The sequence below is a fragment of the Salinicola acroporae genome, assembly GCF_003206615.1.
GTDB classification, from domain to species: domain Bacteria; phylum Pseudomonadota; class Gammaproteobacteria; order Pseudomonadales; family Halomonadaceae; genus Salinicola; species Salinicola acroporae.
In genome coordinates this window covers 47,836-73,783 of the sequence record NZ_PZJW01000002.1, presented here as the reverse complement: position 1 = coordinate 73,783, position 25,948 = coordinate 47,836, and the positions used below count along the sequence as shown (strand labels likewise).

Sequence of the window (25,948 nt, the reverse complement as noted above, 5' to 3'; positions counted from 1 at the left end):
GTCGTCGTTTCCGGCGTTCGGTGATGGGCGCCACTGCGGCAGTCGCGACGGCCTTCCGCTACAATGCGTGTCACTTTTTGAGCAGCGATCGAACCGAGCGCCATGAGCCAGATTTCCCCAGCGGTCCGCGAACGGGCCAGTGCCCTGCGCCAGCAGTTGGATGACGCCAACTACCACTACTACGTCGAGGATTCGCCGCAGATCACCGACGCCGAATACGACAGGCTGTTACGCGAACTGCAGTCGTTGGAAACCGATCATCCCGACTTGGTCACGCCGGATTCCCCGACCCAGCGCGTCGGCGCGGCGCCTGCCGATCGATTCGACGAGGTGAGTCATGCCGTTCCCATGCTGTCTCTCAATAACGCGCTCAACGAGTCCGAGCTGCACGAGTTCATCAAGCGGACTGCGATCCGGCTGGAGCGTGATGCCGAGACGCTAGAATTCTGCTGTGAGCCCAAGCTCGACGGCCTTGCCGTTTCGCTAATCTATGAAAACGGACGACTGGTTCGCGGTGCGACGCGCGGCGATGGCCAGACTGGCGAAGATGTTACGTCGAACCTCAAAACGCTTCGCTCGATTCCCTTGAAATTGAGAGGCAGCGAGTATCCCGATCTCTTCGAAGTTCGCGGTGAGGTCTATATGCGTCACTCCGGCTTCGAGGCACTCAATGATCGGGCTCGCGAGGATGGCAGCAAAGTATTTGCCAACCCGCGAAACGCTGCCGCTGGCAGTGTGCGCCAGCTCGACTCAAAGATCGCGGCGAAACGCCCGCTCGAGTTCTGCGCTTATCAGTGGGTCTCTCGCGAGACCACTAGCATTGCCAATATCGACGCCTCGCACAGTCAGCAGATGCAATGGCTCCAATCCTGGGGTTTTCGAACCAGCCCTCTGTTGGACGTGGTCAAGGGCGACGAGGGCGTTATCGAGTTCTGTCGGAAATTGGGTGACAAGCGAGAGTCGCTGGATTACGACATCGATGGCGCCGTGATCAAGGTCGACAGTCTGCGCGATCAGCGCGAGCTGGGATTCGTCTCCCGCGCGCCGCGCTGGGCGATTGCCTTCAAGTATCCCGCTCAGGAGCAGGTGACGCGGCTGCTGGACGTCGAATTCCAGGTGGGGCGGACCGGCAAGCTGACACCGGTCGCCAAGCTGGAGCCGGTGCAGGTTGCCGGCGTGACGGTCTCCAACGCCACCCTGCACAACATGGACCAGATTGCGCGACTGGATCTCAAGATTGGCGACTGGGTCCGAATCTATCGCGCAGGCGACGTCATTCCCAAGGTGGTGGAGGTCGTCAAGGATCAACGACCCGATGATCTTTTAGAGATCGTGCTACCGGATCTTTGTCCGATCTGCGACTCCCGAGTCGAGAAGCTCGACGGCGAGGTCGATGCCCGCTGTTCCGGTGGGCTGTTCTGCCCCGCGCAGCGCAAGGAGGCGCTCAAGCACTTCGCCAGCCGCCGCGCGCTGGATATCGATGGCCTGGGCGAGAAGCTGATCGACCTGCTGGTCGAGCGGGACTGGGTCAAGACGCCGGCCGATCTGTTCCGACTCCGGGCCGAGCGGTTGGCGGAGCTGCCCCGGCTGGCGGAGAAGTCCGCCAACAATCTGATCGCTTCGCTCGACGCTGCCAAGCGTACGACCCTGGCCCGGTTCGTCTACGCGATCGGAATTCGTGAAGTGGGCGAGGCGACCGCGGCAAGCCTGGCGCGTCACTTCGGCTCTCTGCAGGCGCTGCGCGACGCTTCGTTGGAAGCCTTGAAGGCGGTCGACGATGTCGGACCGGTGGTGGCCCATCACATCCACACCTTCTTCCAGCAACCGCATAACCAGGAGACGCTGGACGATCTGCGGGCGGTCGGCGTCAGTTGGGAAGAGATCGAGATGGCCGAGCGTCCGCAACCGCTGGCGGGACAGACCTGGGTGCTGACCGGTAGTCTCGAGAGCATGACGCGGGACGAAGGCAAGGAGCGCCTGCAGGCGCTGGGCGCCAAGGTTGCCGGCAGCGTCTCCAAGAAGACCGCGACCGTCGTCGCCGGCCCGGGCGCCGGCAGCAAGCTGGCCAAGGCCGAGGAGCTGGATGTCGAGGTGATCGGCGAGGCGACGTTCATCGGGCGACTGGAAGCGTGGGAGGCAGAAGCATGAGCGGACGCTTTATCGAGATCCCCCATCGCATGTTGCCGGCGGAGACGCTGGACGCACTGCTGGAGACATTCGTCACCCGGCAGGGCTACGACACCACCGATGTGGCGACGGACATGCACGACTGGGTGCGTGACCTCAAGCGACAGCTGGAGCGAAGCGAGCTGCTGATCGTCCACGACCTGCAGACCGAGAGCACCGAGGTGATGACCCTGACTCAGTGGCGCAGTTTCGGTCGTGACCTCGCCGACGACGAGGAAGAGGGCTGAGCGTTCGTCGGCACGCGCACGGTACCCAACGAAACGGCGCCCCCGGTTGTGAGCGGGGGCGCCGTTTTACATCGTAATGCCATCACCCGGCTGGCTTGGGCTGGCGGTTCAGGTAAAGAACAGCGGTACCACGATGCTGGAGATCAGCAGGATCAGCGCACCGCCGAGGCGCGAGGAGATCTGTGCGAACGGCATCAGTTGCATGCGCTTGGCGGCGGAGAGTACCGCGACATCACCGGTACCACCCATGTTTGCCATGCACAGGCCGGCGGTGATCGCCGATTCGATCGGGTAGAAGCCGACCAGCTTGCCGACCAGGCCCGCGCCGAAGGCGGCGCCCGCCACCACGGCAAAGACAATCATCACGTAGGTGATGGAGATCGCATCGATCACCTGGCCGAGGTCGGTGTAGGCGATGCCGATACCGAACAGCAGGGCGAAGGTCCAGTTCTTGGCGACGAACTGAAACCACTGTGCAGCGGCTTCATTGATCGATTCCGGCACCACGTTGGCGATCTTGAGCACGGCAACCAGAATGATCATCAGCGCGTAGGGATGCAGCGGAATGAATCCACCCAGGATTTCACCGGCGACGAAGAAGGTCAGGGCGGCGATGACGCCGATGCCCAGTTTGGAGAGATCCGGCTTGCTTTCGCGCTCTTCGATCTCGACGCCCGGCATCATCTGGCCGTTGCCGGTCAGGCTCGGCATCCGGTTGGCCAGGCCATTGAGCAGGCCGGCAATGATGATGGCGAAGACGTTGCCCAGCGCCAGTGCCGGCACCAGGATCGAGATGTAGTAGCTGGCGGGCTGGCCCAGCAACTGCTCGTAGATCTGGCTCATCGGCACCGCACCGGCGCCCATGCCGCCGCCCATGATCGGCAGGGTAATGACCACGACCGCGTCCTGCGGCGAGAATCCCATGACCCAGCCGACGGCGATCGCGAACAGGGCGGCGAACAGGACGGCGCAGATCAGCGGCAGGGCGTAGCGCGAGCCGACCTTGACCAGCACACGGGAGTCCATGCCCAGGATACTGCCGGTGATCAGTGCGGCGATGTAGAAGTTGAGGAAGCCACCGCTCTTCATGAACTGGGTCACGTTGTCGACGACACCGGTCGGCAGCCACTGGACGTAGACCAGCGCCGCCGCGCCGAAGATGGCCAGGATGGCACCACCACCCAGGTAGCTCTTGACGATCGGCAGGCGATCGCCGATGAATCCCATCAGTTCGCCCAGGATCATCATGACCAACAGGGCGCCGATCATGCCGGTGGGTATCGTGTCCGTCGCCATGGAGACGACGAGAACCCCGGCCGCGATGGCGAAGAGCGGGAAGGGAATGCCGAAGATCGGCGTCGATAGCCAGCTATCTCGACGGCCAGAATCGGACGGCGCGGTTTGCGTCACGGTTGAAGTCATGGTTGGCTCCCCAAGGATTTTCGCCCAAAGGGCGGTAAGCGGTATTCTTGCCCCGATGAGCGGTACGCTGCCGAGGATAGAGGCCCCGAGGTGTCGACCAAGTTTTATGAAATTATTAAAGCCTTTAGAAACTATTGAAAGGTATGGGGTGGTGCGCGGCACACCCCCGGCCCGTAAGGTATACCACCATGGTCTAAAGGGTGCTCGGCCATGGTCGACAGGCCGGCGGGCATGCTTTCCCGCCGGCGCCTGCAGCAAAAGGAGTGGGTAATGAGTTCCGGATCTGTCCGATGCGGCGGACACGCTGGCGTCGTTGCCACGCCGCGCCCGCCCGCCGAGGACAAGGCGTGAAGCGGCTCCGCCTGAGTGCCCAGATATTCGTCCTGGTCGCCAGCATGATCGTGCTGACGCTCGGCGTCGCGCTGCTGCTTTTCAACTATCAGCTGCGTGCCAATCTGGAGGAGGCCCAGGGGGAGCGTGTGATGGGGCTCGCGGCGGTGCTGGCCGATCGTAACGACGTGCGCTCCGCGCTCATGGCCATGCCCATCGTCCATGATCCCGACTCCGAACTGCGGCGGCAGATCGAGGCGCTGCGCAATCGGCTCGGCGTCGATTTCATTACCGTGATGGATCGGAACCATTTGCGCTTGACGCATCCCGACCCCGGCGAGGTCGGGCGGCATTTTCGCGGCGGCGACGAGGGGCCTGCACTGGATGGCCAGTCCTACGTCTCCCGTTCGGAAGGCACCTTGGGTGTCAGTATCCGTGGTTTCTCGCCGGTACTCGATGGGCAGGGCGCGGTGATCGGCGCGGTCGCTACCGGGGTCACCCTGACCCGGGTCGGGCTGCTGCTGGCGGAGCGGCGTCAGGTACTGCTGCTGGGCATCGTGTTGCTGATGATGATCGGTGCCACGGGTGCCTGGTGTCTGGCACGGTACATCAAGCGGATCCTGCTGGGTTTCGAGCCCCACCAGATATCCCAGTGGGTCCAGCAGCGTCAGGCGATGCTGGCCTCTCTGCACGAGGGGGTGCTGGCGATCGATGGCGATTCGGTCATCACCATGGTCAACCCGGCCGCCGGCGAGTTGCTGGATCCGGCGGGCTCCGGCGATGGCTCGGGAATACCCGCATCCACGCTCACGGAGTTGTTCGACAGGGCCGCCCCCGCGCTCAACCGGCGCTTGACGTTGAACGGGCGCGCCTTGATCGTCAACCGCGTACCCATCCGCGGCGAAAGGGGCGAGGGGGGAAGCGTGGTGACGTTGCGGGACCGTAGCGAGGTCAACCGGCTGGCCGAGGAGTTGACCGGTGTCAGCCGCTACGCGCAGGCGCTGCGGGCGTCCACTCACGAGTTCAAGAACCGGTTGCACGTCATTCTCGGCCTGGTGCAATTGCGCGACCTGGGGCGTCTGGAGCGTTATCTGCGTGAGCTCGACGACACCTTGATTGCGCCGGCCGCGGCACGGGTCGCCGGGGTTCGGGACCCCGTGCTGGCGGGCTTTCTGCTGGCCAAGGGTAGCGAGGCGAGAGAGCGCCGGGTCGAGCTCGATATCGACCTTCAGAGCGAAATTCCGGCGCCAGACGAGAGCGAGGTCGTGCACCTGCTGGTGTCCATCATCGGCAATCTGCTGGAAAATGCCTTCGAGGCGGTCTCCGGTCGCGAGGTGCGCCAGGTGAGCCTGACCCTGGGTGTCGACGCCGGCGCGCTCTCGTTGCACGTGTCGGACAACGGCAGGGGCATGAGTGATAGCCAGCAACAGCTCGCCATGGAGCAGGGCGTCTCTTCCAAGGGGGCGGGGCGGGGTTATGGGCTGGCCATGGTCAAGGCCCATGTGGAATCGCTAGGTGGTACGCTGGCGCTCTATTCGACGCCGGGGCGCGGCACGCTGGTCGAGGTGACCGTGCCCTATGTGATGGACGTAATGCAGGTAACCGACGGAGTGACTTGATTCATGCGCGTGCTGGTCGTGGAAGACGATCCAATGGTAATGCGGCTCAACGTCGAGTTCCTCAACCGCATCGACGGCATCGATCTGGTCGCCCAGTGCGAGGACCTGCCGGCGGCGAGAGAGATTCTGGCGCGGGAGACCGTGGACCTGCTGCTGCTCGATGTCTATCTGCGCGAGCACAATGGCCTGTCGCTGGTGCGAGACCTGCGACGCCAGGCCCGCGATATCCAGATCGTGCTGATCACGGCAGCCTCTGAAATGGAGACCGTGAGGGAGGCCAAGCACCTCGGTGTCAGCGACTATCTGGTCAAGCCGTTCGAGTTCGAGCGCTTCAGGGAGGCCCTGACCCGCTGCCTGGACACGCACCAGCGGCTGTCCCGGCTGCCTGCACGCGCCCACCAGCGTGACCTCGACGCGCTGTTTCGGCGGGAGGCGACCACCATGCAACCGGCGCGCCCCGGCGACCTGCCCAAGGGCCTCACCGCCAACTCCCTGGCCCAGGTGGCCAGGGCCGTCGCCGAGCAGACGGGGACACCTTTCACCACCGAGACGCTGAGCGAGAATACCGGCATGTCGCGGGTGTCGGTGCGGAAATACCTAAAGCACCTGGTGGATCGTGGCGTGCTCGAAGAGTCTTTCCACTACGGCCAGATCGGTCGCCCCTCCTTCACCTATCGCTGCCTCGATGGCGAGACGCTGGCCCTGCTGGCGGAAACCGGCGCCGCGACCCCCTGAGAGTCAGAGTCCACCGTGACGGGCCTCGGCCGTCGGGAAAATCGACGAGCGATGGCCAGGTCCAGGCCCGTTCCCGACGTGCCAACGCACTTCCCACATTCCTGTGGGTCGCAAGGCAGATATCGGCGGCAAAATCCTCAGCCTTGACGATAGAGACAGCGCCGCTGCACTCGCTTGTCGGGCTGCCATTAGGACGCGTCGAACATTGTTCGCTGAACCGATCGCCACGCCGAGGGAGCTCGGGCAGCCATCTTCCAGACGAAGCGTCGACTGCCCGCCGCCCGGATCAGCGGCCTCGAATCAGGTCGGCAATGATCCGCCGGCCGGGGTGCAGATGATCTATCAGCTCGCGCTCCAGAGGCATCGGTTCGTCGTGAAGTCGGGAGGCGATCAGTTCGGCGCATAGCGGCGCGCTGACCATGCCCCGGGAGCCGTGCGCGGTGCTCATCCACAGCCCCGGATAGTGGCGGCCCGGTTGGCTGAACGTACGCCTGGCGTCCTTGCCCAGGGCGGCGTAGTCCTGGCGCCAGCGATCGAATTCGGGCAGCGGCCCGGCGTAGGGCGTCTTGTCCGGACTGGCGGCACGAACGCTGGCGCGCCCGCCGCACTCAGCCAGGGAGCGATCCCCAAGCGACTCCGCCAGCGCGGGGACCAGGTGCGCCAGTTCATCGAGATTGCATCGATGATCCGAGCTTCGCACCGTATCGTCATCATCGTTGGGCGAAAAGGTCGCGCCGAAGGTCAGCCGTCCCTCGCGCGGCGGCATGACATAGCCTTGGGCGCAGAGAACGCGATCCAGCGCTGGGGCCTCCCCGGAGCCGTGGCCCGGTGCCAGCGCCAGCGTGGATATCTGACCCCGGACCGGCTGTATCGGCAGTCCGTCGAGCCAGTGGCGGCTGGCGTGACCGGTGGCGAACACGACCTGATCGACGTGAAGCGACTCCTGTCCCAGCGCCAGCCGCCAGCCGGCGTCCGTCTCCCGCAGTGAATCGAGCCTGTCCTGGCGGACCGAGACCCCGGGTGTCGCGGCGAGATGGCGGCAGAGCGCGACGGGGTCGACCCAGCCCGCCAGTGGATAGTGCAGCGCATGCCGGTGAAGCGCCACACCGGCGAGGGTCGTCGCCAGCGAAGGGTCGCTGGCGGCAACGACGGCCGGCGGCAGCTGGTAATGGGACAGGAAGCGTTGCTGGCGTTCGACGTCGCCGGTTTTTCCCGCCAGTTGCAGCAGTCCGCAATCCGACCACCAGCGGCGCTCGGGGTCGAGACGCGCCAGCCAGCGCTGCGTGTAGAGCAGCGCAGCGAGATAGAATCGGCTCTGGAGGTTGGGCTCGACGGCCATTTTGACGTAGAGCGCGGCTTGGGGATTGCCGGAAGCGCCTGCCGCGATGCCCTCGCGATCGATCAGGGTCACCTGGCTACCTCGGCGCGCCAGTGCCGCCGCAACGCTGGTACCCGCGATGCCGGCGCCGATCACCGCCACATGGTCCGCCGGCCTGGGCGGCGGTGGCTGGAACCAGGGAGTGGCCGCTCTGGTCGAGGATCTCCGAAGTGCGGTCGGGGCGGCGGGATCATGCTCGCCCCGCAGCATCTCGCGCTTGCGACCGAATCCCGCTACCTTGCGCCAGCGAAAGCCAGCCGCGCTCAGGCCGCGGCGCACGAAACCGGCGCAGGTGAAGGTGGCGAACGTGGCGCCCGGCCGACTGGCGGTAGCCATGGACGTGAACAGTTCGGGTCGCCACATGTCGGGATTCTTCGAAGGCGCGAAGCCGTCGAGAAACCAGGCGTCCACCTGTCCGTCCAGGCGGTCGAGGCAGTCGGCGGCATCGCCGAAGTGCAGATCCAGGATGACGCGGGCGTCCAGTTGCAGTCGATGGACACCCGCCACCGCCGGTGGCCACTGCTCGAGCAGGACAGCGGCCTGATGCGATAGCTGTGGCCAACTGCGCCAGGCGCGCGCCAACGCCTCGTGGGTGAGCGGGTGCTTCTCGGTCGAGATCAGGTGCAGTCTTGCATCGGCGGGGGCGTTCTCGTCGAAACAGGCCCAGGCACACACCATGTTGAGCCCGGTGCCGAAGCCCGTCTCGCCGATCGTGAACGGGCGTCGCTCGCGCCAGGCCGCCAACCGCTGCGGCAGGTCGTTGTTGTCGATGAAGACGAAACGCGTCTCCTCGCGGCCATCCTGGCGCGAGAAATAGACATCATCGTAAGCGGTCGAGAACGGCGCTTCGACGTCGCCGTCGTCGGCCCGCCAGTCGAGCTCGGCATGTCGTATGGCCTGGCGATGAGAAGTGACCGGCTTGCCGTTCATGGTTTCCACGTCCGGGGATCATCGAACGACCCCTCAAAGAGGGGCCGATGGCGCGTTGTATGAAAATTGAACACTTTTCGCCAGACGGCGGTTTATCGGGAACGGAGGAAGGCGTCCGCGGGATCTTAACAGCGTTATCCACAGCAGGTGTGCAAAACCGCCACGCCAGGGGCTGTGGATAACCAGATCGCCGGAGGAGACCGGGCTACGGAAGGACCCGTTTGAACGGCTTGACCCGAACCTGGGCATAGACGCCAGCGGCGACGTATGGGTCGGTGTCCGCCCAGTGCTGTGCCGCCTCGAGCGAATCGAACTCGGCCACGATCAGGCTGCCGCTGAAACCGGCATTGCCCGGATCGTCGCTGTCGATGGCCGGGTGCGGGCCGGCGAGCACGAGTCGGCCCTCGTCTTTCAGCGTTTCCAGACGTTTCAGGTGCTCTGGGCGAGCCGAGAGCCGCTTGTCCAGGCTGTCGTCGACATCTTCACTGATAATGGCGTAAAGCATCAGGAGCCTTCCTTCGATTGTGATTGCGAGAGATGGCGAGCCAGGAACAGGGCTTGGCCGACCACGAACAGCAGGGTCAGTCCCAGCATGCCGAACAGCTTGAAGTCGACCCAGGTCGCCTCGTCGTAGTAGCTGAAGACATACACGTTGAGCGCGGCCATGGCGAAGAAGAACAGCACCCACGCCAGGTTGAGGCGCCGCCAGACGGCTGCCGGCAGCGACACCGCCTTGCCCATCATCCGTTGGACCAGCGTCTGGCCCCCGAACAGCGGCGAGAGCAGAAAGGCGACGCCGAACAGCGCATTGATGACGGTGGGCTTCCACTGAATGAAGGCCGGATTGTGAAAGGCGACGGTCGCGGTGGCCGACACGATCACGATGACCGAGGTGATCAGCAGCATCTTTTCGATGCGGCGCTGACGCCACCAGACGATGCCCAACTGCGCGACGGTAGCGGGGATGAGCACCATCGTGGCCATGATGATATCGCCGCTGACGTGATAGACGGCGAAGAAGATCGCGATGGGCAGAAAATCGAACAGCAGTTTCATACGGACTGGGCCTCCGGCGGGTGGTGATGGCGCGGACGATTGACCCCGTTCGCCGCGCCCCTCACCATAGTCGATCTATTCTGACAAAGACGCTGGCTGGCGTCATGCCCATGAGCGTTTTTCCCACCGATGACCCCGAGGCCCGCTCGACCGTGCTGTCCGATACGCTGGAAGGTATTCGAGGGATCGACTTGCATCTGCATTCCACGGCTTCCGACGGCAAGCTCTCGCCCGCCTCTCTGGCGGACCTGTGTCACGCGCGTGGCTTGACGCATGTCGCCCTGACCGACCACGACACCGTCGACGGCGTCGAGGAGGCGGCTGCGCAATGCCGGCTTCATGGTCTCTCCCTGCTGGCGGCGGCCGAGCTTTCCTGCCAATGGCGCGGTATCGCCCTGCATATCGTGGCGCTGCTGCCCGAGGGCGTCTCCCCGGCGCTGGAGGAGGGGCTGACGACGCTGGGACTCGCCCGCGACAGGCGAGCGCGGGAGATCGCCCATCGCCTGGAGAAGGTCGGCCTCGCCGATGGCCTCGCCAGGGCACGCCAGGCAGCGGGAAGTGAGCGCCCACTGGGGCGGCCGGATTTCGCAGCGGCTCTGGTTGCCGCCGGCGTGGTGCCGGACGTCAAGACCGCCTTCAAGCGTTACCTGGGCGCCGGCAAGCGGGGGGACGTCAAGATGCACTGGCCCGAACTTGCCACGGTCGTCGGATGGATTCGCGATGCCGGCGGGGTCGCCGTCGTTGCGCATCCGTTGCGCTACGGCATGACCCGGCGCAAGCGCGACCTGATGTTCTCGGCCTTCATCGATGCCGGTGGCGAAGCGGCGGAACTGGTCAGCGGCTATCAGAACCCGGACACGACCCACGACTTGGCTCGCCAGCTCGATTTCCACGGGCTTTACGGGTCCGTCGGCAGCGACTTTCATTACCCGGGAGGCCCTCTGGCGCCGGGAACGATCAGCCCGCCGCCGCGTTCCCACGTCAGGCCGGTCTGGTGTCACCCGGCGTTGCGACGCTTTGCCGGCGGCGAGTAGCGCCGCGTCTGTTACCCTGTGAAGCAGTAACGGCCTGAAGACAGCGGCAGTCCCCTGGACGGCCGTGACGTTTCGGGGGCGGCAGATTTCGACAGCGGTTCCAGGAGAGCGTGAGATGACCCAATTCTTCCAGATTCATTCGCAGAACCCGCAGAAACGCCTGATCGACCAGGCCATCGAGATCCTGCGCCAGGGCGGCGTGGTCGCCTATCCCACCGATTCGGGTTATGCCCTGGGTTGCCGGTTGGGCGAGAAGAAGGCGATCGAGAAGATCAAGTGGCTACGCCAGCTCGATGACCGTCACAACTTCACCCTGGTCTGTTCCGATCTCTCGGAGATCGGCACCTATGCCAAGGTCGACAACAGCGTCTTCCGGCTGCTCAAGTCGCATACCCCTGGTGCCTATACCTTCATCCTCAGCGCCACCAGCGAAGTGCCGAGATTGCTGCTGCACCCCAAGCGCCGTTCGATCGGCGTGCGCGTGCCGGATCACAAGATCACCCATGCGCTACTCGATGCCCTGGGCGAGCCGCTGATGAGCGTGACCTTGATCCCGGTGGGAGAGACATGGCCGATGACCGACCCGGAAGAGATTCGCGAGCGGCTCGGCGCCCACCTGGACCTGATCATCGACGGCGGCGCCTGCCAGTTGGAGCCGACCACGGTGGTCGATCTGCGCGAGATCCCTCCCGTGGTCGTGCGGGAAGGGCGCGGAGATCCGGCGCCTTTCCGCTGAGCGGACCCGGCAGCGGGCTGGCCGCCATCAAGGGCGGGACGTGCGGTGTCCCGCCTCCCGCGCTAGCGAGTCTTCAGGGGCGCTGCCCATGCCTCGAGATCGGCGTCGCTCCAACTGCCGTAACTGGCGTTGGGGAACATGATCCAGTCATCGCCGAAATGGGCATCGTCCTCGGCCACCAGCCGGTGCTGATCCTTCAGGTCGGCGTGATGGAAATCGCTGGAGAAGTCGGCCAGCGAATCGCCCAGTTGCAGGACCAGGTCGTGATCGCGCTCGATGGCGGCACGCCGCTCTCCCTTCGAGGGGCCCAGCAGCCGTACCTGGGCGTCATTGACCTGGGGAAGGTGCAGCGAGCGTAGCGTCGCGAGCGTCGACGCCTTGTTCTCCTCGTAGCGGTCGGAAACATAGAAAATCGTCACACCCTGGGAGTCGGCGTAATTCAGGAACTTGCGCGCACCGGGAATCAGCCGTGGGTGTCCCTCGCGCTCCCATACCTTCCAGGTATCCCAGCCGGTGAAGTCGTGACAGGCCTGCATGTCGCGAACCAGGAGCGCCGAGTTGTCGATGACGGTCTCGTCCAGGTCGGTCATGATCGCCAGGTTGTCCGCCTCGGGGTGAGCGGCGATCTTCTGCTGCAATCTCGCCGTGGCCAGGGCGTAGCTCTGTCGCTGCAGGGCATCGACTTCGGCCGACTGCTGCTGGTAGCGAAGGGCCATCGCGTAGGCCTCGGGGGCGCAGGCGTCATCGGCGGCAGCGGCCTGGGAGATCGAGGCGATACCCAGCATCAAGCCGGTCGTTGCTACCGCCCATGAGAGTCGACGCCGGGAGCTGTTCTTGTGGGTCGTGCTGTTGGTCTCGTGCATTGAAGTGTCCTTGAGCTGGCGGCACGGTGGCAGGGAAGCAGGGCAGGCGCGAAACATGGCTACGCGCCCCTTGAGGCATCGTGGCCCGGCCGGAAACAGGCGGCTGCACCGCGGAGATTCTCCGCCGTTGTCCCGGCGGTGCCTGGCCTCGCGCGGTCTCTCAACGAATACCATTCGATGATATCGGCGCCTGGCGCTGTGCGAGCTGCTCACAGGCGGGCGTTGCTCGTCGTTGCCATGGACTCCGATATGACGCCTCCTCGTGACTTGTCTGGCAAACCGCGCATCCGACATGTCTTCCGAGAAGGAGCCTGTGTCGCTGTCAAACCGGCAGCGCCGCCTGTGCCTCGTGGTGCCGTTTCACGGGGAGGCGGGGCCGATCCTCGGCCAGCTCCATGCTATCCGGCTCGGCGCTCGCCTGCATCCCGGCGTCGAGTTCCGCCACTGGCGCCTCCAGCGTGAACCGATTGCATTGCTCCTGCTGGCGCTGCGCCCGGGCGTCCAGTTCCTGGGTGGCCCTGAGCGTGCGTTCCGCCAGCGCAACGTTGCGCTGGGTGGCGATGTCGATGGCGTTGATGGCCTGATCGATCTGATGAATGCCGTCTCGCTGCTGCCGGCACGACAGCGCGATACCCTCCAGCAACTGGTCGAGGTGCTGGCCGGACCGCACGGCGGTGGCCATCGTCTCCTTGGCCTGGGTCAATACCTGGGCGCCTTTCCTGACCTGGATGTGCGTCCCCTCGATCTGGGCCCGGATGGTCCTGGCGGCCTCGGCAGAGCGCGCCGACAGGCTGCGAACCTCCTCGGCCACCACGGCGAACCCTCGACCCTGTGCCCCGGCTCGGGCCGCCTCGACCGACGCATTGAGTGCCAGCAGGTTGGTCTGGAAGGCCAGCGAGTCGATCATCCCGATCACTTCCAGCGACGATTCCGAGCGGGCCCGAGCCGCTTCGATCTCGACGACGGCCGTCGAGACCTGATCGCCGCTGGCATCGATCCGGCGCCGGTTCTCCTCCGACAGCGCCTGGCCCTGGTCGGCATGATCCGCGGTATGCGAGACGGTGGCGGTGATCTCCTCCATGCTGGCGGTCGTCTGCTGGAGTGCCTGGGCTTGTTGCCGGCTCTGGTCGTTCAGTGCGTGGCTGGCCTCGATCAACTCCTGGGCATCGCCTCGTACCGCCCGGCTTTCCCGCTGCAGTTGCGAGACCAATTCCAGCAGCGCGACCTGCATCGCATCGACGCCGGACTTGAGCAGCCGCATCTCCCTCGCGCCCCGGGGCGACAGGCGTTGGCTGAGATCGCCCTGGGCGATGTCGGCGCAGTGTCGCCTCACGTCGCCCAGCGGGCGCAACAGGTGGCGCTGGAACATGAAGAAGGCGAACAGGATCAACGCCAGCGTGACCACGGTCGCCGTGGTCAGCCCGACCTGCAGGAGATGCACGTCGCGCGCCATGGCCGCCGCTCCCGCCACCGCATTGGCTTTGGCGGTGGCGGACAAGCTGGCAAGACTGGCATCCACCGCGGCGGTCAGATCGTTGGCCTGCTTCACACTCGCTTGGTAGGCCGAGACATCCCACGCCTTCAGCGTATCGAAGCCGGGCTGGATGCCGTCGTCGATCAGCGCCTGGAAGCGATCGGCGAGATCGCTGCCCGGCGCGTCGGGGGGTGCCGGGGGCATCTCCGCGAGGCGCTGCTTCGCGCTCGCGAAGGTGGCCTGGGCCTGGGCCCAGGTCTGCTTGGCGGGCTTGACGCGCAGGCGGTTGTAATCGGTCTGATAGCTGTCCAGCAGGACTCGGGTCTGCAGCAGTTCGGCATAGAGTTCGCGCGCCATACCGAGCTGCACCACATTGAGGGTATAGACCGAATCGAAGGCGTTTCGCGCCTGTTTCATGGCGAGATAGCTGCCGCCGCCGATGACCGACATCAGCAGCGCGAACAGCAGCAGCATGGCAACGAGGCCACTGCGGAGCGTAGGACGAGGCGATTGCATGACAACTCCCGATAATGACGAACAGCCTGACGCGGCGTCGTGGGAGTCTGTCGTTCTTGTGTCACAGTTTGATGACAAAAGTTAACGTTGCGGTCGCCCCATGGCTTCAATTCAATCGCCTTTCTCGTGCGCCTCGGGAGATTCCGACGTCGTGTCGGAAGTCTCGCTGGAGGGCGCGTTGGGGTCCTCGGTCTCTTCATCGAGCCAGGTGCCGCAGAAACGGCAGTACTTGGCCCCGCGTTCGTGTCCCTCGTGACCGCAGCCCGGACAGGCTTCGTCCGAGTAGCGCTCGCGCTGGATCGACCGAATCACCTCGGCGGAGAAGACCCCGGTTGGGACGGCGATGATCGAATAGCCGAGAATCATCATGACCGCAGAGATGAACTGCCCCAGTGGCGTCACCGGTGCGATATCGCCGTATCCGACGGTGGTCAGCGTGACGATCGCCCAGTACATGGCCCTTGGCATGCTGGTGAAACCGGCCTCCGGCGGTTCGATCATGTAGATCAGCGCGCCGAAGATGGTGATGATCAGCAATATGGTCGTCAGGAACAGCAGGATCTTGCGTTGGCTGCGCTGCAGCGCTTCCACCAGCATGCGACCCTCGCCGACGAACTCCATCAGTCGCAGGACCCGGAACACGCGCAGCACCCTCAGCACCCTGACCACCAGCAGCGATTGTGCGCCGGGTATGAACAGGGCAAGCCAGGTCGGGAGTATGGCGAGCAGGTCCAGCACCCCGTAGAAGCTGCGCAGGTAGCGCAAGGGGCGGTCGAGGCAGTAGAGCCTGAGCGCCAGTTCCAGCGTGAAGATCAGGGTGAACGCCCATTCGATGAAATAGAAGATTCTTCCGTAGCGTGCATGCAGACCCGGCACGCTATCGAGAAAGACGATTCCCACGCTCACCAGGATCAGCGTGATCAGAACGATATCGAAAGCCTTCGCTTGCGGTGTGTCCGATTCGAAGATGATTTGAAACAGCCGCTTGCGTAGCTGTGAATCGCCCGATTGCATCAAGTCAGTTCCTGTCCCTGGTGATAGGCGGCGCATCGAGTGCGCTCGATAATGGATGCAGGCGGCACTCAACTTCGTGATTCGACCGCCGATAATGCTAATGATACTTCGATAACGCCGGCGACCATCGCCTGCATCCTGCGGAAAGCGACCAAGTAGCGTGGCACCGCTGACCGATGTCGGAGCGGTAACAGACTCCAGAGTGGTCTTGCCATGATCGGATTGATTCAGCGCGTGCTCATCGACCATATCGAAACCCGCTACGGCGCCTCGGTCGTCGACTCCATCGCCGCCCAGGCCGGCCTGGTCTCGTTGGGGCGGCGGATAGACGTCGATTACGACGACGCCGATACGCTGGCTTTCTTCGCTGCCGCTGGCGATTACCTGCAACTCGACCACGAGGCGTTGATGGCGCTGTATGCGGACCTGTTCGTCAAGTGGACACGCCGACACTACCCCATGTTCTTCTCGATGGCGGAGTCGGCGCAAGCCTTCCTGACCCGTCAGCCTGCCATCCATGCCTCGATCGGTGCCGGCATTCGCGATCCCGAACTCCGGGGCCGGGTCAGCGACAAGTTTCGTATCGTCGAGCAGGCACCGTCGCGTCTGGTGGTGGCGTATCGCTCGGGCAACGGGCTCTGCTCGCTCTATCACGCGCTGTTTTCGCGAATTCTCGAGGAGTATGCGCAAACCGGCACCATCGTTGAGACCCAATGTCGACATCGGGGCGATGACGGTTGCCGTTTCGAGATGACCTTCGGGGAGGCGCCGGCGCCATGAGTGACGCATCCTTGACCGACGCCGAAGCGCGCGAACGGCATCTGATCGCGGAGATCGACTCCATCAGCAACCAGCTGTGCCAGGCGGTCGATGGCCAGTTCGAATTTCACGTCCATACCGACAGCGATGAGATCGCGCTGCAGAAGATGGCGCAGCTCAATAATTTCGTGCTCGATTCAGTGCGTCGTACGATCCGCGATCTCAAGGCGTCCCGCGATGAGCTCGAAAGCCGGGTGCAGGAGCGAACCCAGCGCCTGAACCTGGTACTGACGGCGACCAACGACGGGGTCTGGGAGTGGGATATCGACAGCGGCCAGCTCACGCTCTCTCAACGATGGTCGAGCATGCTGGGACTGCCGCACGACGAAGGACGGCGTGGACTCGACGACTGGCTGGCCCTCATCCACGAAGACGACCGTGCCGACGTACAGCGGTCGCTCTACCAGCACCTCGACGGCCTTACCGCCTCGGTGACCGTCGAATACCGCATCCGTGACGCGCGCGGCGCCTGGCGGATGGTGCTGTGTCGAGGTCTGTGCCAGCGCAACGAGCGCGGGGTGGCCATTCGCATGGCCGGCACCCAGACCGACACCACGGAGCAGCGGCTCGGCGATCCGATGACGCTGCTGCCCAACGGTGCCTATCTCGAATTGCTCCTGCAGGAGTGTCTGGTGCGCTCGCCACGGCCGCCGCTGGCGCTGGTCAAATTCCAGCTGCTCAACGTGGCGTCGTTGTTCGACGGCATCGCCGTCGATGATGCCGTCGGCGCACTACGCAGGCTGGTCCAGCGAATGCGCCAGCAGTTGCCACCCAGAGTGGCGTTGATCGCGCTGCCGGAACATACCTTCGCCATGGTGTTCGAGACCGACGAGGTCGCGCGGCTGGACGAAGCCCTCGAACCGCTCGAGGCGTTGCTTTCGCAGCCGGTGGAGATCGACGGGCAGCAGGTCTGGCTGTCGCATGTCAGCGGGGTGGCCGTGCTTGATCCAGCCGAGCCGGTGAGCGTGGACGAGTGGCGTCACCAGTCCCGCCTGGCGCTGGCCAACGCGCGCCTGTCCGACGTCGGTTCGCGGCGCTACTACAGCGAGTCGCTACGCCAGTGGGAGCGCCAGAACAGCCGTGCGGAACAGTTGATCCGCGGGGCATTGGCGACGAACGGCGTGCGCTGCTTCGTGCAGCCGATCGTCGATTCATCGACGGGCGAGGTCCGCGGCTTCGAGGCCTTGATGCGGCTGTACGATCCGACGGAGGGCATCGTGGCGCCGGCGAGTTTCATCGAGGTCGCGGAGCGCTCCGGGCTGATCGCGCCGCTGTGGGAGATGCTGATGGAGCAGGCCCTACCGCTGCTGCGGGACGACATCGTGCGCGAGCGTTTCGGCGGTGATTTCCTGCTCAGCGTGAACCTGTCCACCCGTCAGTTGATGGATCCGAGGTTGCTCGATGACATGATCGCGGCATCGAGGCGCCACGGGGTACCCCATACCCGGCTGCAGATCGAAGTGACCGAAACCTCGGTGCTCAGCGATCCCATCAAGGCGTTCCACAGCCTGGATCGGATTCGGGAGGCCGGTATCAGCGTCGCCCTCGACGATTTCGGCAGCGGCTACTCTTCGCTGGCCCAACTGACTTCGATGCCCATGGATACGGTCAAGATCGATCGCGAACTGGTGATGAACGTCACCTCGTTGCCCCGCAAGCGCCACGTGCTGTCGGCGGTGGTCGCCCTCTGCCAGCGTCTCGATTACGGCATCGTCGTCGAGGGTGTCGAGGAGCGGGAGACCCTGGAGATCCTGCACGACTGGGGCGCTACCGACATCCAGGGTTACATCTACTCCCGGCCGCTGCCGCTGGATCGCCTGGTACAGGACTTTCGACCGCCCAAGCCTTACCTGGCCGGCTTGTCTTCGGTGTCACTGGCTCGCGGTACATCGCTCCGCGTGCCCTGAGCGACGCCTTGGATCGGGCCCCGCTCCAGCAAGTCCAGCTCCTTCGCGTCCTGGCAGCTACCGGTCCGGCGCTTGCCCGGCCAGTTGTCGAAGAGCCAGCCAGTCCCGGCTTCGCCAGGGGAGGTTTCCTTCCTGCAGGTCCGCCAGGATTCGCTCGCCGGCCTGCCGGCGCGAGGTGTCGTCGTCGATGGTCCATCGCTGGATCAGTCGCTCGCACTGGGCTTTGGCATTGGCGAGCCAGGCGCGGTCCTGGCTGTCCTGCCAGCTATCGATGGCGTCGATCAGCGAATCCACCGAGGCGTGTTCGGGGGCTGTCGGCTCCGGCCAGCGAGTGGCAAGGCTGGACGCCCTGCTGGCCTTGCTGTGATTGGCCGGGCGTGCCGGCAGGGGCGCTGCGGAGGGATCGGCCGGCGCGCACAAGGCGTCGGCCAGCGTCCACAGACATGCGGGATCCCCCCGCTTGAGTTCGAGTTCGAGCTCACGGATCGGCAGGGTGGCCGCCCCGACATCAATGGTGCCCTGGTCGAGGGCGATCTCGATGTCACACTCGTCATCCCGGTAATGCCAGAGTCGGCGCTCGAAGTCGGTCGTGAAGACCGGCCGAAGCGTCTCCAGCGCCAGCCCGGCGAGGGCGGGGTGCTCCAGGGCGCGAAGCCCCTTCACGTCGAGGCCGGCGGCGTTGCACTCGACCCCGTCCAGCGGCCACTCCCATTCGCCGCGACTCGACAGGCCGCCGTGGCTCTGCGCGGCGCTCTTGAGCGTCTGCAGACGCCGCTCGTCCTGGCGCCTGACGCGAAGGGCGACGCGTCGCGATCGCAGTGCCGATTCGGCGGTGTCGTAGTACTGGTTACCCAGCGACACCGTGCGGGAGGTCAACGTGCGGAGCAGCGGATGCTCGATCAGCAGGGCGGGGCCCTGGGATGATAGCGCCAGTTTGAGTTCGATCTCGTCGCTCATGCAGCTTCCTGATGGTGGCCGGTCGTGGGTTGCCGGTCTGAAGTCGCCCGTCCTGAAGCGGGGGCGGGATCACTCGCTCCACGACCAGGCCGGCGGCGTAACATGAATTTTTCATGACGCATCCAGACGCAATCATTATACTGGCGCCGCCACTTCCAACGCATCCAGGCCACGTTATGGTGAGTACCAATCCGTTCTCGGCGCTGTTTGGACGATCGCCGTTCCAACCGCTCCTGGCTCACATCGTCAAGACCAGCGAATGCGCCGGCCAGTTGCTGCCTTTCTTCGATGCCGCGCTGGGGGGCGACTGGGAAGAAGCTCGCAAGTATCGCGAGGCGATCACCCGGCTCGAGCACGAGGCGGACGAGCTCAAGACGCAATTGCGCCTCAACCTGCCCAACACCATGTTTCTGCCGGTGTCGCGTTCCGATCTGCTGGAGCTGATCAGCGTTCAGGACAAGATCGCCAACAAGGCCCGGGATATCACCGGGATCATGCTCGGTCGCAACATGAGCATTCCCGAGCCGCTGGCGGAGCCGATGCGCGACTACCTGCGGACCGCCGTGGACACCGTCGACCAGGCGCGCAAGGCACTGGAAGAACTCGAGGACCTGCTCGAGTCCGGCTTCGGTCGCAACGTCTCCGATGTGATGCACGAACTGATCAGGGAGCTGCACGATCTCGAGCACCAGGCCGACGACCAGCAGGTCGCGATCCGTCGCCAGCTGTTCCAGCTCGAGGCGGAGCTGCCACCGGTCGATGTGATCTTCCTCTATAAAATCATCGAATGGATCGGTGAGTTATCCGACCGCGCCGAGCGCGTGGGTAGCCGCCTGCAGATACTGACGGCCCGCTGAACGCGGGTCTTCGTCATTCTAAGCCTTCGTCACGCCACTCAAGCGAACAAAGCCTATGTCCATCATTGCGCAATACGGTGATGTCTTCATCATTCTCGCCTGTGTCTTCGGTTTCTTCATGGCATGGGGGGTTGGTGCCAACGATGTCGCGAATGCCATGGGAACCTCGGTCGGCTCCAAGGCGATCACCATCAAGCAGGCGATCATCATCGCGGTGATCTTCGAGTTCCTCGGCGCCTGGCTGGCCGGGGGGCAGGTCACCGAGACCATCCGCAAGGGCATCATCGACCCCGGCCTGCTGCAGAGTGATCCCCAGATGCTGATCTACGGCATGCTGGCGTCGCTGCTGGCGGCCGGTTCGTGGTTGATGATCGCGTCCATGAAGGGCTGGCCGGTCTCCACCACCCACTCCATCGTCGGCGCCATCGTCGGGTTCGCGGTGGCCGGGCTCGGGGTCCAGTCGGTCAACTGGGGGTCGGTGGGAACGATCGCGCTCAGCTGGATCACCTCGCCGCTGATCGCGGGGGTGTTCGCCTTCATGCTGTTCCGGTCCGTGCAGGTGCTGATCTTCGACAGCCCCGATCCATTCGCGGCGGCCAAGCGCTACGTACCGGGGTATATCTTCCTGGTCGGTTTCATCGTCTCGATGGTGACCCTGGTCAAGGGGCTGTCCCACGTCGGCCTGCACCTGACCTTCGGCGAGAGCCTGCTGCTGGCGGTGGCGTTCGGCGTCGTCATCATGATGTTCGGCCTGCTGCTGGAAAACCGGATCAATCGGGGCGACCGGCGGGCTCGCAGCAACTACGACTTCTCCAGCGTGGAGCGCATCTTCGGCGTGCTGATGATGTTCACCGCCTGCGCCATGGCCTTCGCCCACGGCTCTAACGACGTCGCCAACGCGGTCGGCCCGCTGGCGGCGGTCATCAGCGTGGTCGAGAACAGCGGCAGCGTGACCGGCTCGGCCACCATGCCGTGGTGGGTCCTGGTGCTCGGCGGCGGCGGGATCGTGGTCGGTCTGGTGACCTATGGCCACAAGGTCATCGCCACCGTCGGCACCGGGATCACCGAGCTGACCCCTAGCCGCGGTTTCGCGGCGACGCTCTCCGCCGCTTCCACCGTCGTGCTCGCCTCCGGTACCGGCTTGCCGATCTCGACCACGCACACGCTGGTCGGCGCGGTACTCGGGGTCGGGCTGGCGCGCGGCATGGCGGCACTCAACCTGCGCGTGCTCGGCTCGATCGTGCTCTCCTGGCTGATCACCCTGCCGGCTGGCGCGCTACTCTCCATCGCCTTCTTCTTCATGTTCAAGGGCATGTTCGGCTGACAGCTCGCGCTGCCCTGTGCCGGTCCGTCATTGACGGGCCGGTCTGCCGGCGCCGAGCACGCCGGTCCTGCTCTACCGGCCCCGAGATGCTCTGGTATAGTTGACGCAGACTCGTTTAAGAAGCGCTGAATAAATTGACGAGCGGCGTAAAGCACGAGGCGTGCGGAGCACAGGAACCGGAGCCTATGGGGTATAGCTGAGGATTCCGATCGGACCGGCGCCCCGGCACCGCACAACGACGTGATTTGCCCGCGCAGCCATTTATGCAGTGTGTCCTCAGAGCCCTGTCTCATTGCCGGAGCGTCAACCCCTTGGACTCGCGTTTTCCCTTCGTCGACTGGTTTCGCCACTCATCGCCCTATGTCAATGCCCACCGTGGCAAGACCTTCGTCGTTCTGGTGGAGGGCGAGGCGATGGCGTCGTCGTGGCGCGGGCAGTTGCTGCAGGATCTGGCGCTGGTGCACACCCTGGGCGTGAGGGTGGTGCTCGTCTACGGCATCCGGCCCCAGGTCGCCGCCGCTCTCGAGAGTGCCGAGGTCGAGCCGGTTCACGTCGACGGGCGCTGGGTGGCCGATCGCGAGATCATGGATCATGTCGAACGGATCGCGGCGGTCCACCGGCTCGAGCTGGAGGCCCAGCTCTCCCTGGGTCTGCCCAACACGCCGTTGCACGGCGTGGAGCTCACGGCGGTTTCCGGCAACCTGGTTTCGGCCAAGCCGCTGGGTGTGCGCGGCGGCGTGGATTTCGACCACAGCGGGGAAGTGCGCCGGGTCCGCAGCGAGGCCATCGAGAGCCTGCTCGCCGGTGGCAATCTGGTGATCCTGCCTCCTCTGGGCTACTCCCGTACGGGAGAGGTCTTCGACCTCGACGCCTCGGAAATCGCCCAGCACGTGGCGGTCTCGCTCAAGGCGGACAAGCTGATCCTGCTCGGCGAGTCGGCCGGACTGCACGACGACGACGGCCAGTTGCAGCGCCAACTGACCCCCGACGAGGCCGATATCCTGCGCGAACGGGCCAGCCCCGGCAGCGAACTCTCCCGCCACCTCAGTGCCGCCTGCGGCGCGGCCCGCCACGGTGTCGGCCGTACCCATCTGCTCTCGTGGCGCGATCATGACGCTCTGCTCGGCGAGCTGTTCACCCGCGATGGCGTCGGCACCATGATCACCCAGAATCGCTACGAGCTGCTGCGCCAGGCGGTGCTGGATGACGTCGGTGGCCTGCTGGCCCTGCTCAAGCCGCTCGAGGCCAGTGGCATGCTGGTGGCTCGAACTCGCGAGCGGCTCGAACACGAGATCGAGGATTACGTGGTGATCGACCGTGACGGCATGGCGATCGGCTGTGCCGCGCTGCATGGCTACACCGAAGCGAAGATGGGAGAGCTCGCCTGTCTGGCCGTGCATACCGATTATCGCCGGGGAACCCGAGGGGAGACGCTGCTGGCGGAGATAGAGCGTCGTGCGCGTCGCCGGGGGTTCACCCGGTTGTTCGCCCTGACCACCCATACCACCCACTGGTTCGTGGAGCGGGGCTTCTCGCTCTCCACGCCGGAAGCGTTGCCGGACCTCAAGCGCGAGACCTACGATCAGGCTCGGCGCTCCAAGGTACTGCTCAAGTCGCTGTAAAGCGACACTCGAAGCGGGCAGTTTCTCATCACGGCGTCTCCAAATGGAGACGCGTCAAGTATATGATTTTATTGAAATAGAAGAGAAAGGGTCAAAAAGCGTCGGTCAAAGCCGACGTTTTCGACCCTTTTTTTTCGTCCTTCCGCGGCCATCGGTGGCCAACGGCGTGAATACATGAAAGGTTGTGAATTTAAGTATATGATATTTATCGTTCTTTAGAATGTTGGCACGGCTATCGCAATAATCTAGATCGAGAGCGACGAGACGATGTCCTCGGACTTGTCTCGCCGAATCCTGGCAGGTGCCTCGACTACCCTGTGCAGGGCCTTCAGGATTCGTCAGCGTCCGCTCCACGCGATGTGTGACTTAGGTTGCGATGAGACGGGTGCGGCCCATCGGGCAAGGAGATGCACCACTTGGGCAAGGATGCCCCGGCAAGGATGCCTTCCCCCTCGTGAGAGGGGACCCATTGCAGCCGGCCGCCGGACCACACTCCGGCGACCGGCGCGAAGACGAAGCAGGCGGTTCGCCGCCCCGGTATTCGGTAGCCCCTGAATGGCTCAGTCGAATACTGGCTTCGGGGCCTTCGGGCCACGGGAGCGATCTCGAATAGCTGATTCAGGCAGTGTTTCAAGGTCGTTCTCGACCCTTCAGTTCCCTGCGTACCTTGGGCCGGCTCTGCCGGCCCTCTTTTTTTGAGTGGATTCCCCGCCCACGATCGGTACCGGCACTGTCGACCGGCGGATGAGATTCGGATTCGCGCTCAACGGTTCGATCTGAATGGGCTTTCAACAAAGATGTTATCCTTGCGGAACGATCCATGACCCCAATGGGTATCCTGCACAGAGCGAATCTCATGACCACCGAGCTCTCCCGACGTTGGCGGCCTCGCTCGCTTCTGCAATTGGTGTTGCTTGCCTTCGTCGTCGTCATGCTGCCGATAGCCGTGCTGATGTTTCAGGCCGGTCAGGCGTTGTCGCAGCTCTCGAGCCTGGCTGACCAGAGCGCTCGTCAAGCCGTCGAGGAGACCCGCCGCGCGCGCATGCTGAGCTCGCTGGCATTGCAGATGGAGCGCAGCGCCCGCCAGTATGCGGTGATCGAGGAGGAGGGCCTGCGCGATATCTACAATCAGAAGGCCCGACAGTTCGGTGAACTGCTCCAACAGCACGAGCCGCTGATGCGCGACAACCCAGACTTTCAGTCGCTGGTCGAGCGCTTCCGCCAACTTCGGGTGCTGCCGTCGTCCTCGGTTGACGATGATATGGGCGCGTTCTTGCAGCGGTTCTCGGGATTTGCCGCGGAGTCCGATGCGGTGAGGGACGCCACCAACGACCTGATCGACGCGCGCATCGCCGATATCCGCGAACAGGCCGACGCGGTGAAGGCTCGGCTGTGGATGCAGACCGCTGCCCTGGTTTCCGCCAGCCTGATGCTGATGCTGTTCTTCACCTGGCTGATCACTCGCCCGATCCGCCAACTCGAGCGACGGATCTTCGGCCTCGGCAGTGGCGATCACAGTGACACGCCGACCCGCATCCAGGGGCCCGCCGAGCTGGTCCAATTGGGCGAGCGGCTGACCTGGTTGTCGGGGCGCTTGTCCGAGCTCGAAGCGCAGAAGCAGCAGTTCCTGCGCCACATGTCGCACGAGCTGAAAACGCCGCTGGCCAGCGTTCGCGAGGGCACGTCACTGTTGTCCGACGGCGTGGCCGGGGAACTCAACGAACGCCAGAGCGAGGTCGTCAGGCTGATCGATGAAAATGGCCTGGAGCTGCAGACCTTGATCGAGCAGCTTCTGGATTACAATCTGCTGCAGAACAGTCGTCGAATGAAGGTCACCCAGTTCGATGTCGCCACGGTCATCCAGGAGGTTCTCTCCAAGCACCGCCTGGCACTCGACAACAAGGGCATGCAGGTCCGGAGTCCGCATCATCCGCTGACCTGGCAGGCGGATCGGGAGCGCACGGCCCGGGTGCTGGACAACCTGATCTCCAACGCGATCGCCTATGGCAGCGACGGTGGCGAACTGGTGATTCGCGCCACCCACCAGCGTGACTGGCTGGCACTGGATGTCGCCAATAGCGGGGAGCCCATTGCCGAGTTGGATCGCGAGCACCTGTTCGAAGCGTTCTATCAGGGCAGCGCGCGTCGGAAGGGGCCGCTCAAGGGCTCCGGTATCGGACTCTCGGTCGCCGCGGACTGCGCTCGATTGCAGGACGGGAAGCTGGCGCTGGTGGATGATACCGAATTGCCCGTCTGTTTCCGGCTCACGCTACCGTGGGCCAGCGCGCCGCTGCGCGGCGCGCAACACGATAATGAGGCCGCGCCGGACGATACGTTTCCGGGCGGTGAGGCAAGGAAAGAAACATGGTCAGTCAGATAAGAACGACGCTCGCCCTGTTCGGCATGATGGCACTGGCGGGCTGCCAGTCATTGTCCAGCGAACCCAGGCAGTATGGCTGCGGCGACATTCCCTCCTACGCCGACAATGTCTGCCTGGTCGACTCCTGGGTCGCGTTCGGGCTGGAAGCGCAGCGGGGCGATGACGAGTGGCGCGACGAGGTGCTGGAGCGGGTCGGTCGCAGCCGCATGGACCAGAAGGCCGTGCGAGCCGTGGTGCTCTCCTGGGATGGCCCCGCTCAATGGGCCCAGGCCTCGAATTTCTACAAGGCCTCGATCGGTTCGGCACCTGCCCGATTGCAGCCTCTGCTGCAGCAATGGCTGAACGAACTCGAAGAGCGTCGACAACTCTATGCCTCGCGAGGCACGAACGGGAGCCATCGGGCGGTAGACAACGATACGCGGGCACTGAAGCAGGAAAACGAGAAGCTGAGGCAACAGCTCAAGGAGATGTCGGACAAGCTGGAAGCGTTGACCGATATCGAGCGGACGATCAACGCCCGCGACTGACAACGCGCAAGCTGCGCACGACAACACTCACGTC

General features: G+C 64.4%; 21 protein-coding genes. 13 read left to right on the top strand and 8 right to left on the bottom strand.

Annotated features, from left to right (window positions below):
- The first annotated feature begins 102 nt into the window (after window positions 1-102).
- The gene (gene ligA, locus DOM54_RS01525; RefSeq protein ID WP_110714670.1) at window positions 103-2,148 is read left to right on the top strand and encodes an NAD-dependent DNA ligase LigA; all 2,046 of its coding nucleotides are present in this window, start codon (window positions 103-105) and stop codon (window positions 2,146-2,148) included.
- Entirely contained in the window at window positions 2,145-2,414 is a 270-nt protein-coding gene (locus DOM54_RS01520; protein ID WP_110714669.1) for a YheU family protein, read from the top strand. The genes ligA and DOM54_RS01520 overlap by 4 nt, the downstream gene beginning before the upstream one ends.
- 108 nt (window positions 2,415-2,522) lie before the next feature.
- On the opposite strand, the gene DOM54_RS01515 is transcribed toward DOM54_RS01520, so the two are convergent.
- Window positions 2,523-3,836, bottom strand: a complete 1,314-nt coding sequence (locus DOM54_RS01515; RefSeq protein WP_110714668.1) for a 2-hydroxycarboxylate transporter family protein — start codon at window positions 3,834-3,836, stop codon at window positions 2,523-2,525.
- A gap of 347 nt (window positions 3,837-4,183) precedes the next feature.
- Between DOM54_RS01515 and DOM54_RS01510 the strand changes: the two genes are divergently transcribed.
- Together DOM54_RS01510 and DOM54_RS01505 are read left to right on the top strand one after the other, a co-directional pair.
- Window positions 4,184-5,785: an ATP-binding protein gene (locus DOM54_RS01510; protein WP_240613725.1), complete on the top strand. Its 1,602-nt coding sequence runs from the start codon at window positions 4,184-4,186 to the stop codon at window positions 5,783-5,785.
- A gap of 3 nt (window positions 5,786-5,788) precedes the next feature.
- A complete protein-coding gene (locus DOM54_RS01505) occupies window positions 5,789-6,520 on the top strand; it encodes a response regulator (RefSeq protein WP_110714666.1) in 732 nt (243 codons plus the stop codon).
- A gap of 286 nt (window positions 6,521-6,806) precedes the next feature.
- Here DOM54_RS01505 and mnmC read toward each other — a convergent pair whose 3' ends face one another.
- From mnmC to DOM54_RS01490, 3 genes are all read right to left on the bottom strand, one after another.
- Window positions 6,807-8,828 (bottom strand): bifunctional tRNA (5-methylaminomethyl-2-thiouridine)(34)-methyltransferase MnmC2/FAD-dependent 5-carboxymethylaminomethyl-2-thiouridine(34) oxidoreductase MnmC1, encoded by a 2,022-nt coding sequence (mnmC, locus tag DOM54_RS01500; protein ID WP_110715082.1) that lies wholly within the window; start codon window positions 8,826-8,828, stop codon window positions 6,807-6,809.
- Between the two features lie 205 nt (window positions 8,829-9,033).
- The gene (locus DOM54_RS01495; protein ID WP_110714665.1) at window positions 9,034-9,333 is read right to left on the bottom strand and encodes a YciI family protein; all 300 of its coding nucleotides are present in this window, start codon (window positions 9,331-9,333) and stop codon (window positions 9,034-9,036) included.
- A complete protein-coding gene (locus DOM54_RS01490) occupies window positions 9,333-9,884 on the bottom strand; it encodes a septation protein A (protein ID WP_110714664.1) in 552 nt (183 codons plus the stop codon). The genes DOM54_RS01495 and DOM54_RS01490 overlap by 1 nt, the downstream gene beginning before the upstream one ends.
- Window positions 9,885-9,994: 110 nt before the next feature.
- Between DOM54_RS01490 and DOM54_RS01485 the strand changes: the two genes are divergently transcribed.
- Together DOM54_RS01485 and DOM54_RS01480 are read left to right on the top strand one after the other, a co-directional pair.
- Window positions 9,995-10,918, top strand: coding sequence for a PHP domain-containing protein (locus DOM54_RS01485; protein WP_110715081.1), 924 nt, complete (start codon window positions 9,995-9,997; stop codon window positions 10,916-10,918).
- Window positions 10,919-11,033: 115 nt separating this feature from the next.
- The gene (locus DOM54_RS01480; RefSeq protein WP_110714663.1) at window positions 11,034-11,654 is read left to right on the top strand and encodes an L-threonylcarbamoyladenylate synthase; all 621 of its coding nucleotides are present in this window, start codon (window positions 11,034-11,036) and stop codon (window positions 11,652-11,654) included.
- Window positions 11,655-11,716: 62 nt separating this feature from the next.
- Here DOM54_RS01480 and DOM54_RS01475 read toward each other — a convergent pair whose 3' ends face one another.
- The 3 genes from DOM54_RS01475 to DOM54_RS01465 form a co-directional block, all read right to left on the bottom strand.
- Complete coding sequence (locus DOM54_RS01475; protein WP_338067002.1) at window positions 11,717-12,517, bottom strand: 5'-nucleotidase, lipoprotein e(P4) family; 801 nt, start codon at window positions 12,515-12,517, stop codon at window positions 11,717-11,719.
- Window positions 12,518-12,839: 322 nt separating this feature from the next.
- A complete protein-coding gene (locus DOM54_RS01470; RefSeq protein ID WP_110714662.1) occupies window positions 12,840-14,507 on the bottom strand; it encodes a methyl-accepting chemotaxis protein in 1,668 nt (555 codons plus the stop codon).
- A gap of 111 nt (window positions 14,508-14,618) precedes the next feature.
- Window positions 14,619-15,521 carry an ion transporter gene (locus tag DOM54_RS01465; RefSeq protein WP_110714661.1) on the bottom strand — a complete coding sequence of 301 codons (903 nt, stop codon included), beginning with the start codon at window positions 15,519-15,521 and terminating at the stop codon, window positions 14,619-14,621.
- 213 nt (window positions 15,522-15,734) lie between these two features.
- On the opposite strand from DOM54_RS01465, the gene DOM54_RS01460 reads away from it, so the two are divergent.
- The gene (locus DOM54_RS01460) at window positions 15,735-16,301 is read left to right on the top strand and encodes a heme NO-binding domain-containing protein (protein ID WP_110714660.1); all 567 of its coding nucleotides are present in this window, start codon (window positions 15,735-15,737) and stop codon (window positions 16,299-16,301) included.
- Window positions 16,298-18,247, top strand: a complete 1,950-nt coding sequence (locus DOM54_RS01455) for a GGDEF domain-containing phosphodiesterase (RefSeq protein ID WP_110714659.1) — start codon at window positions 16,298-16,300, stop codon at window positions 18,245-18,247. The genes DOM54_RS01460 and DOM54_RS01455 overlap by 4 nt, the downstream gene beginning before the upstream one ends.
- 57 nt (window positions 18,248-18,304) lie before the next feature.
- On the opposite strand, the gene DOM54_RS01450 is transcribed toward DOM54_RS01455, so the two are convergent.
- Window positions 18,305-19,204, bottom strand: coding sequence for a CYTH domain-containing protein (locus tag DOM54_RS01450; RefSeq protein WP_110714658.1), 900 nt, complete (start codon window positions 19,202-19,204; stop codon window positions 18,305-18,307).
- A 176-nt stretch (window positions 19,205-19,380) separates the two neighbouring features.
- On the opposite strand from DOM54_RS01450, the gene DOM54_RS01445 reads away from it, so the two are divergent.
- The 5 genes from DOM54_RS01445 to DOM54_RS01425 all read left to right on the top strand — a co-directional run bounded on the left by DOM54_RS01445 (window position 19,381) and on the right by DOM54_RS01425 (window position 25,914).
- The gene (locus DOM54_RS01445) at window positions 19,381-20,061 is read left to right on the top strand and encodes a TIGR00153 family protein (RefSeq protein WP_110598834.1); all 681 of its coding nucleotides are present in this window, start codon (window positions 19,381-19,383) and stop codon (window positions 20,059-20,061) included.
- 55 nt (window positions 20,062-20,116) lie between these two features.
- A complete protein-coding gene (locus DOM54_RS01440) occupies window positions 20,117-21,385 on the top strand; it encodes an inorganic phosphate transporter (protein ID WP_110714657.1) in 1,269 nt (422 codons plus the stop codon).
- A gap of 311 nt (window positions 21,386-21,696) precedes the next feature.
- Window positions 21,697-23,007, top strand: coding sequence for an amino-acid N-acetyltransferase (gene argA, locus DOM54_RS01435; protein ID WP_110714656.1), 1,311 nt, complete (start codon window positions 21,697-21,699; stop codon window positions 23,005-23,007).
- 820 nt (window positions 23,008-23,827) lie between these two features.
- Window positions 23,828-25,387, top strand: a complete 1,560-nt coding sequence (locus DOM54_RS01430) for a sensor histidine kinase (protein ID WP_240613724.1) — start codon at window positions 23,828-23,830, stop codon at window positions 25,385-25,387.
- Window positions 25,372-25,914, top strand: coding sequence for a hypothetical protein (locus tag DOM54_RS01425; RefSeq protein ID WP_110714655.1), 543 nt, complete (start codon window positions 25,372-25,374; stop codon window positions 25,912-25,914). The genes DOM54_RS01430 and DOM54_RS01425 overlap by 16 nt, the downstream gene beginning before the upstream one ends.
- Window positions 25,915-25,948 lie beyond the last annotated feature (34 nt).

Bases quoted from the DNA above. Each gene is read 5' to 3' on its own strand.
- ligA (WP_110714670.1), top strand. From the start codon at position 103: ATGAGCCAGATTTCCCCAGCGGTCCGCGAACGGGCCAGTGCCCTGCGC.
- DOM54_RS01520 (WP_110714669.1), top strand. From the start codon at position 2,145: ATGAGCGGACGCTTTATCGAGATCCCCCATCGCATGTTGCCGGCGGAG.
- DOM54_RS01515 (WP_110714668.1), bottom strand. From the start codon at position 3,836: ATGACTTCAACCGTGACGCAAACCGCGCCGTCCGATTCTGGCCGTCGA.
- DOM54_RS01505 (WP_110714666.1), top strand. From the start codon at position 5,789: ATGCGCGTGCTGGTCGTGGAAGACGATCCAATGGTAATGCGGCTCAAC.
- mnmC (WP_110715082.1), bottom strand. From the start codon at position 8,828: ATGAACGGCAAGCCGGTCACTTCTCATCGCCAGGCCATACGACATGCC.
- DOM54_RS01495 (WP_110714665.1), bottom strand. From the start codon at position 9,333: ATGCTTTACGCCATTATCAGTGAAGATGTCGACGACAGCCTGGACAAG.
- DOM54_RS01490 (WP_110714664.1), bottom strand. From the start codon at position 9,884: ATGAAACTGCTGTTCGATTTTCTGCCCATCGCGATCTTCTTCGCCGTC.
- DOM54_RS01485 (WP_110715081.1), top strand. From the start codon at position 9,995: ATGAGCGTTTTTCCCACCGATGACCCCGAGGCCCGCTCGACCGTGCTG.
- DOM54_RS01480 (WP_110714663.1), top strand. From the start codon at position 11,034: ATGACCCAATTCTTCCAGATTCATTCGCAGAACCCGCAGAAACGCCTG.
- DOM54_RS01475 (WP_338067002.1), bottom strand. From the start codon at position 12,517: ATGCACGAGACCAACAGCACGACCCACAAGAACAGCTCCCGGCGTCGA.
- DOM54_RS01470 (WP_110714662.1), bottom strand. From the start codon at position 14,507: ATGCAATCGCCTCGTCCTACGCTCCGCAGTGGCCTCGTTGCCATGCTG.
- DOM54_RS01465 (WP_110714661.1), bottom strand. From the start codon at position 15,521: ATGCAATCGGGCGATTCACAGCTACGCAAGCGGCTGTTTCAAATCATC.
- DOM54_RS01460 (WP_110714660.1), top strand. From the start codon at position 15,735: ATGATCGGATTGATTCAGCGCGTGCTCATCGACCATATCGAAACCCGC.
- DOM54_RS01455 (WP_110714659.1), top strand. From the start codon at position 16,298: ATGAGTGACGCATCCTTGACCGACGCCGAAGCGCGCGAACGGCATCTG.
- DOM54_RS01450 (WP_110714658.1), bottom strand. From the start codon at position 19,204: ATGAGCGACGAGATCGAACTCAAACTGGCGCTATCATCCCAGGGCCCC.
- DOM54_RS01445 (WP_110598834.1), top strand. From the start codon at position 19,381: ATGGTGAGTACCAATCCGTTCTCGGCGCTGTTTGGACGATCGCCGTTC.
- DOM54_RS01440 (WP_110714657.1), top strand. From the start codon at position 20,117: ATGTCCATCATTGCGCAATACGGTGATGTCTTCATCATTCTCGCCTGT.
- DOM54_RS01430 (WP_240613724.1), top strand. From the start codon at position 23,828: ATGACCCCAATGGGTATCCTGCACAGAGCGAATCTCATGACCACCGAG.
- DOM54_RS01425 (WP_110714655.1), top strand. From the start codon at position 25,372: ATGGTCAGTCAGATAAGAACGACGCTCGCCCTGTTCGGCATGATGGCA.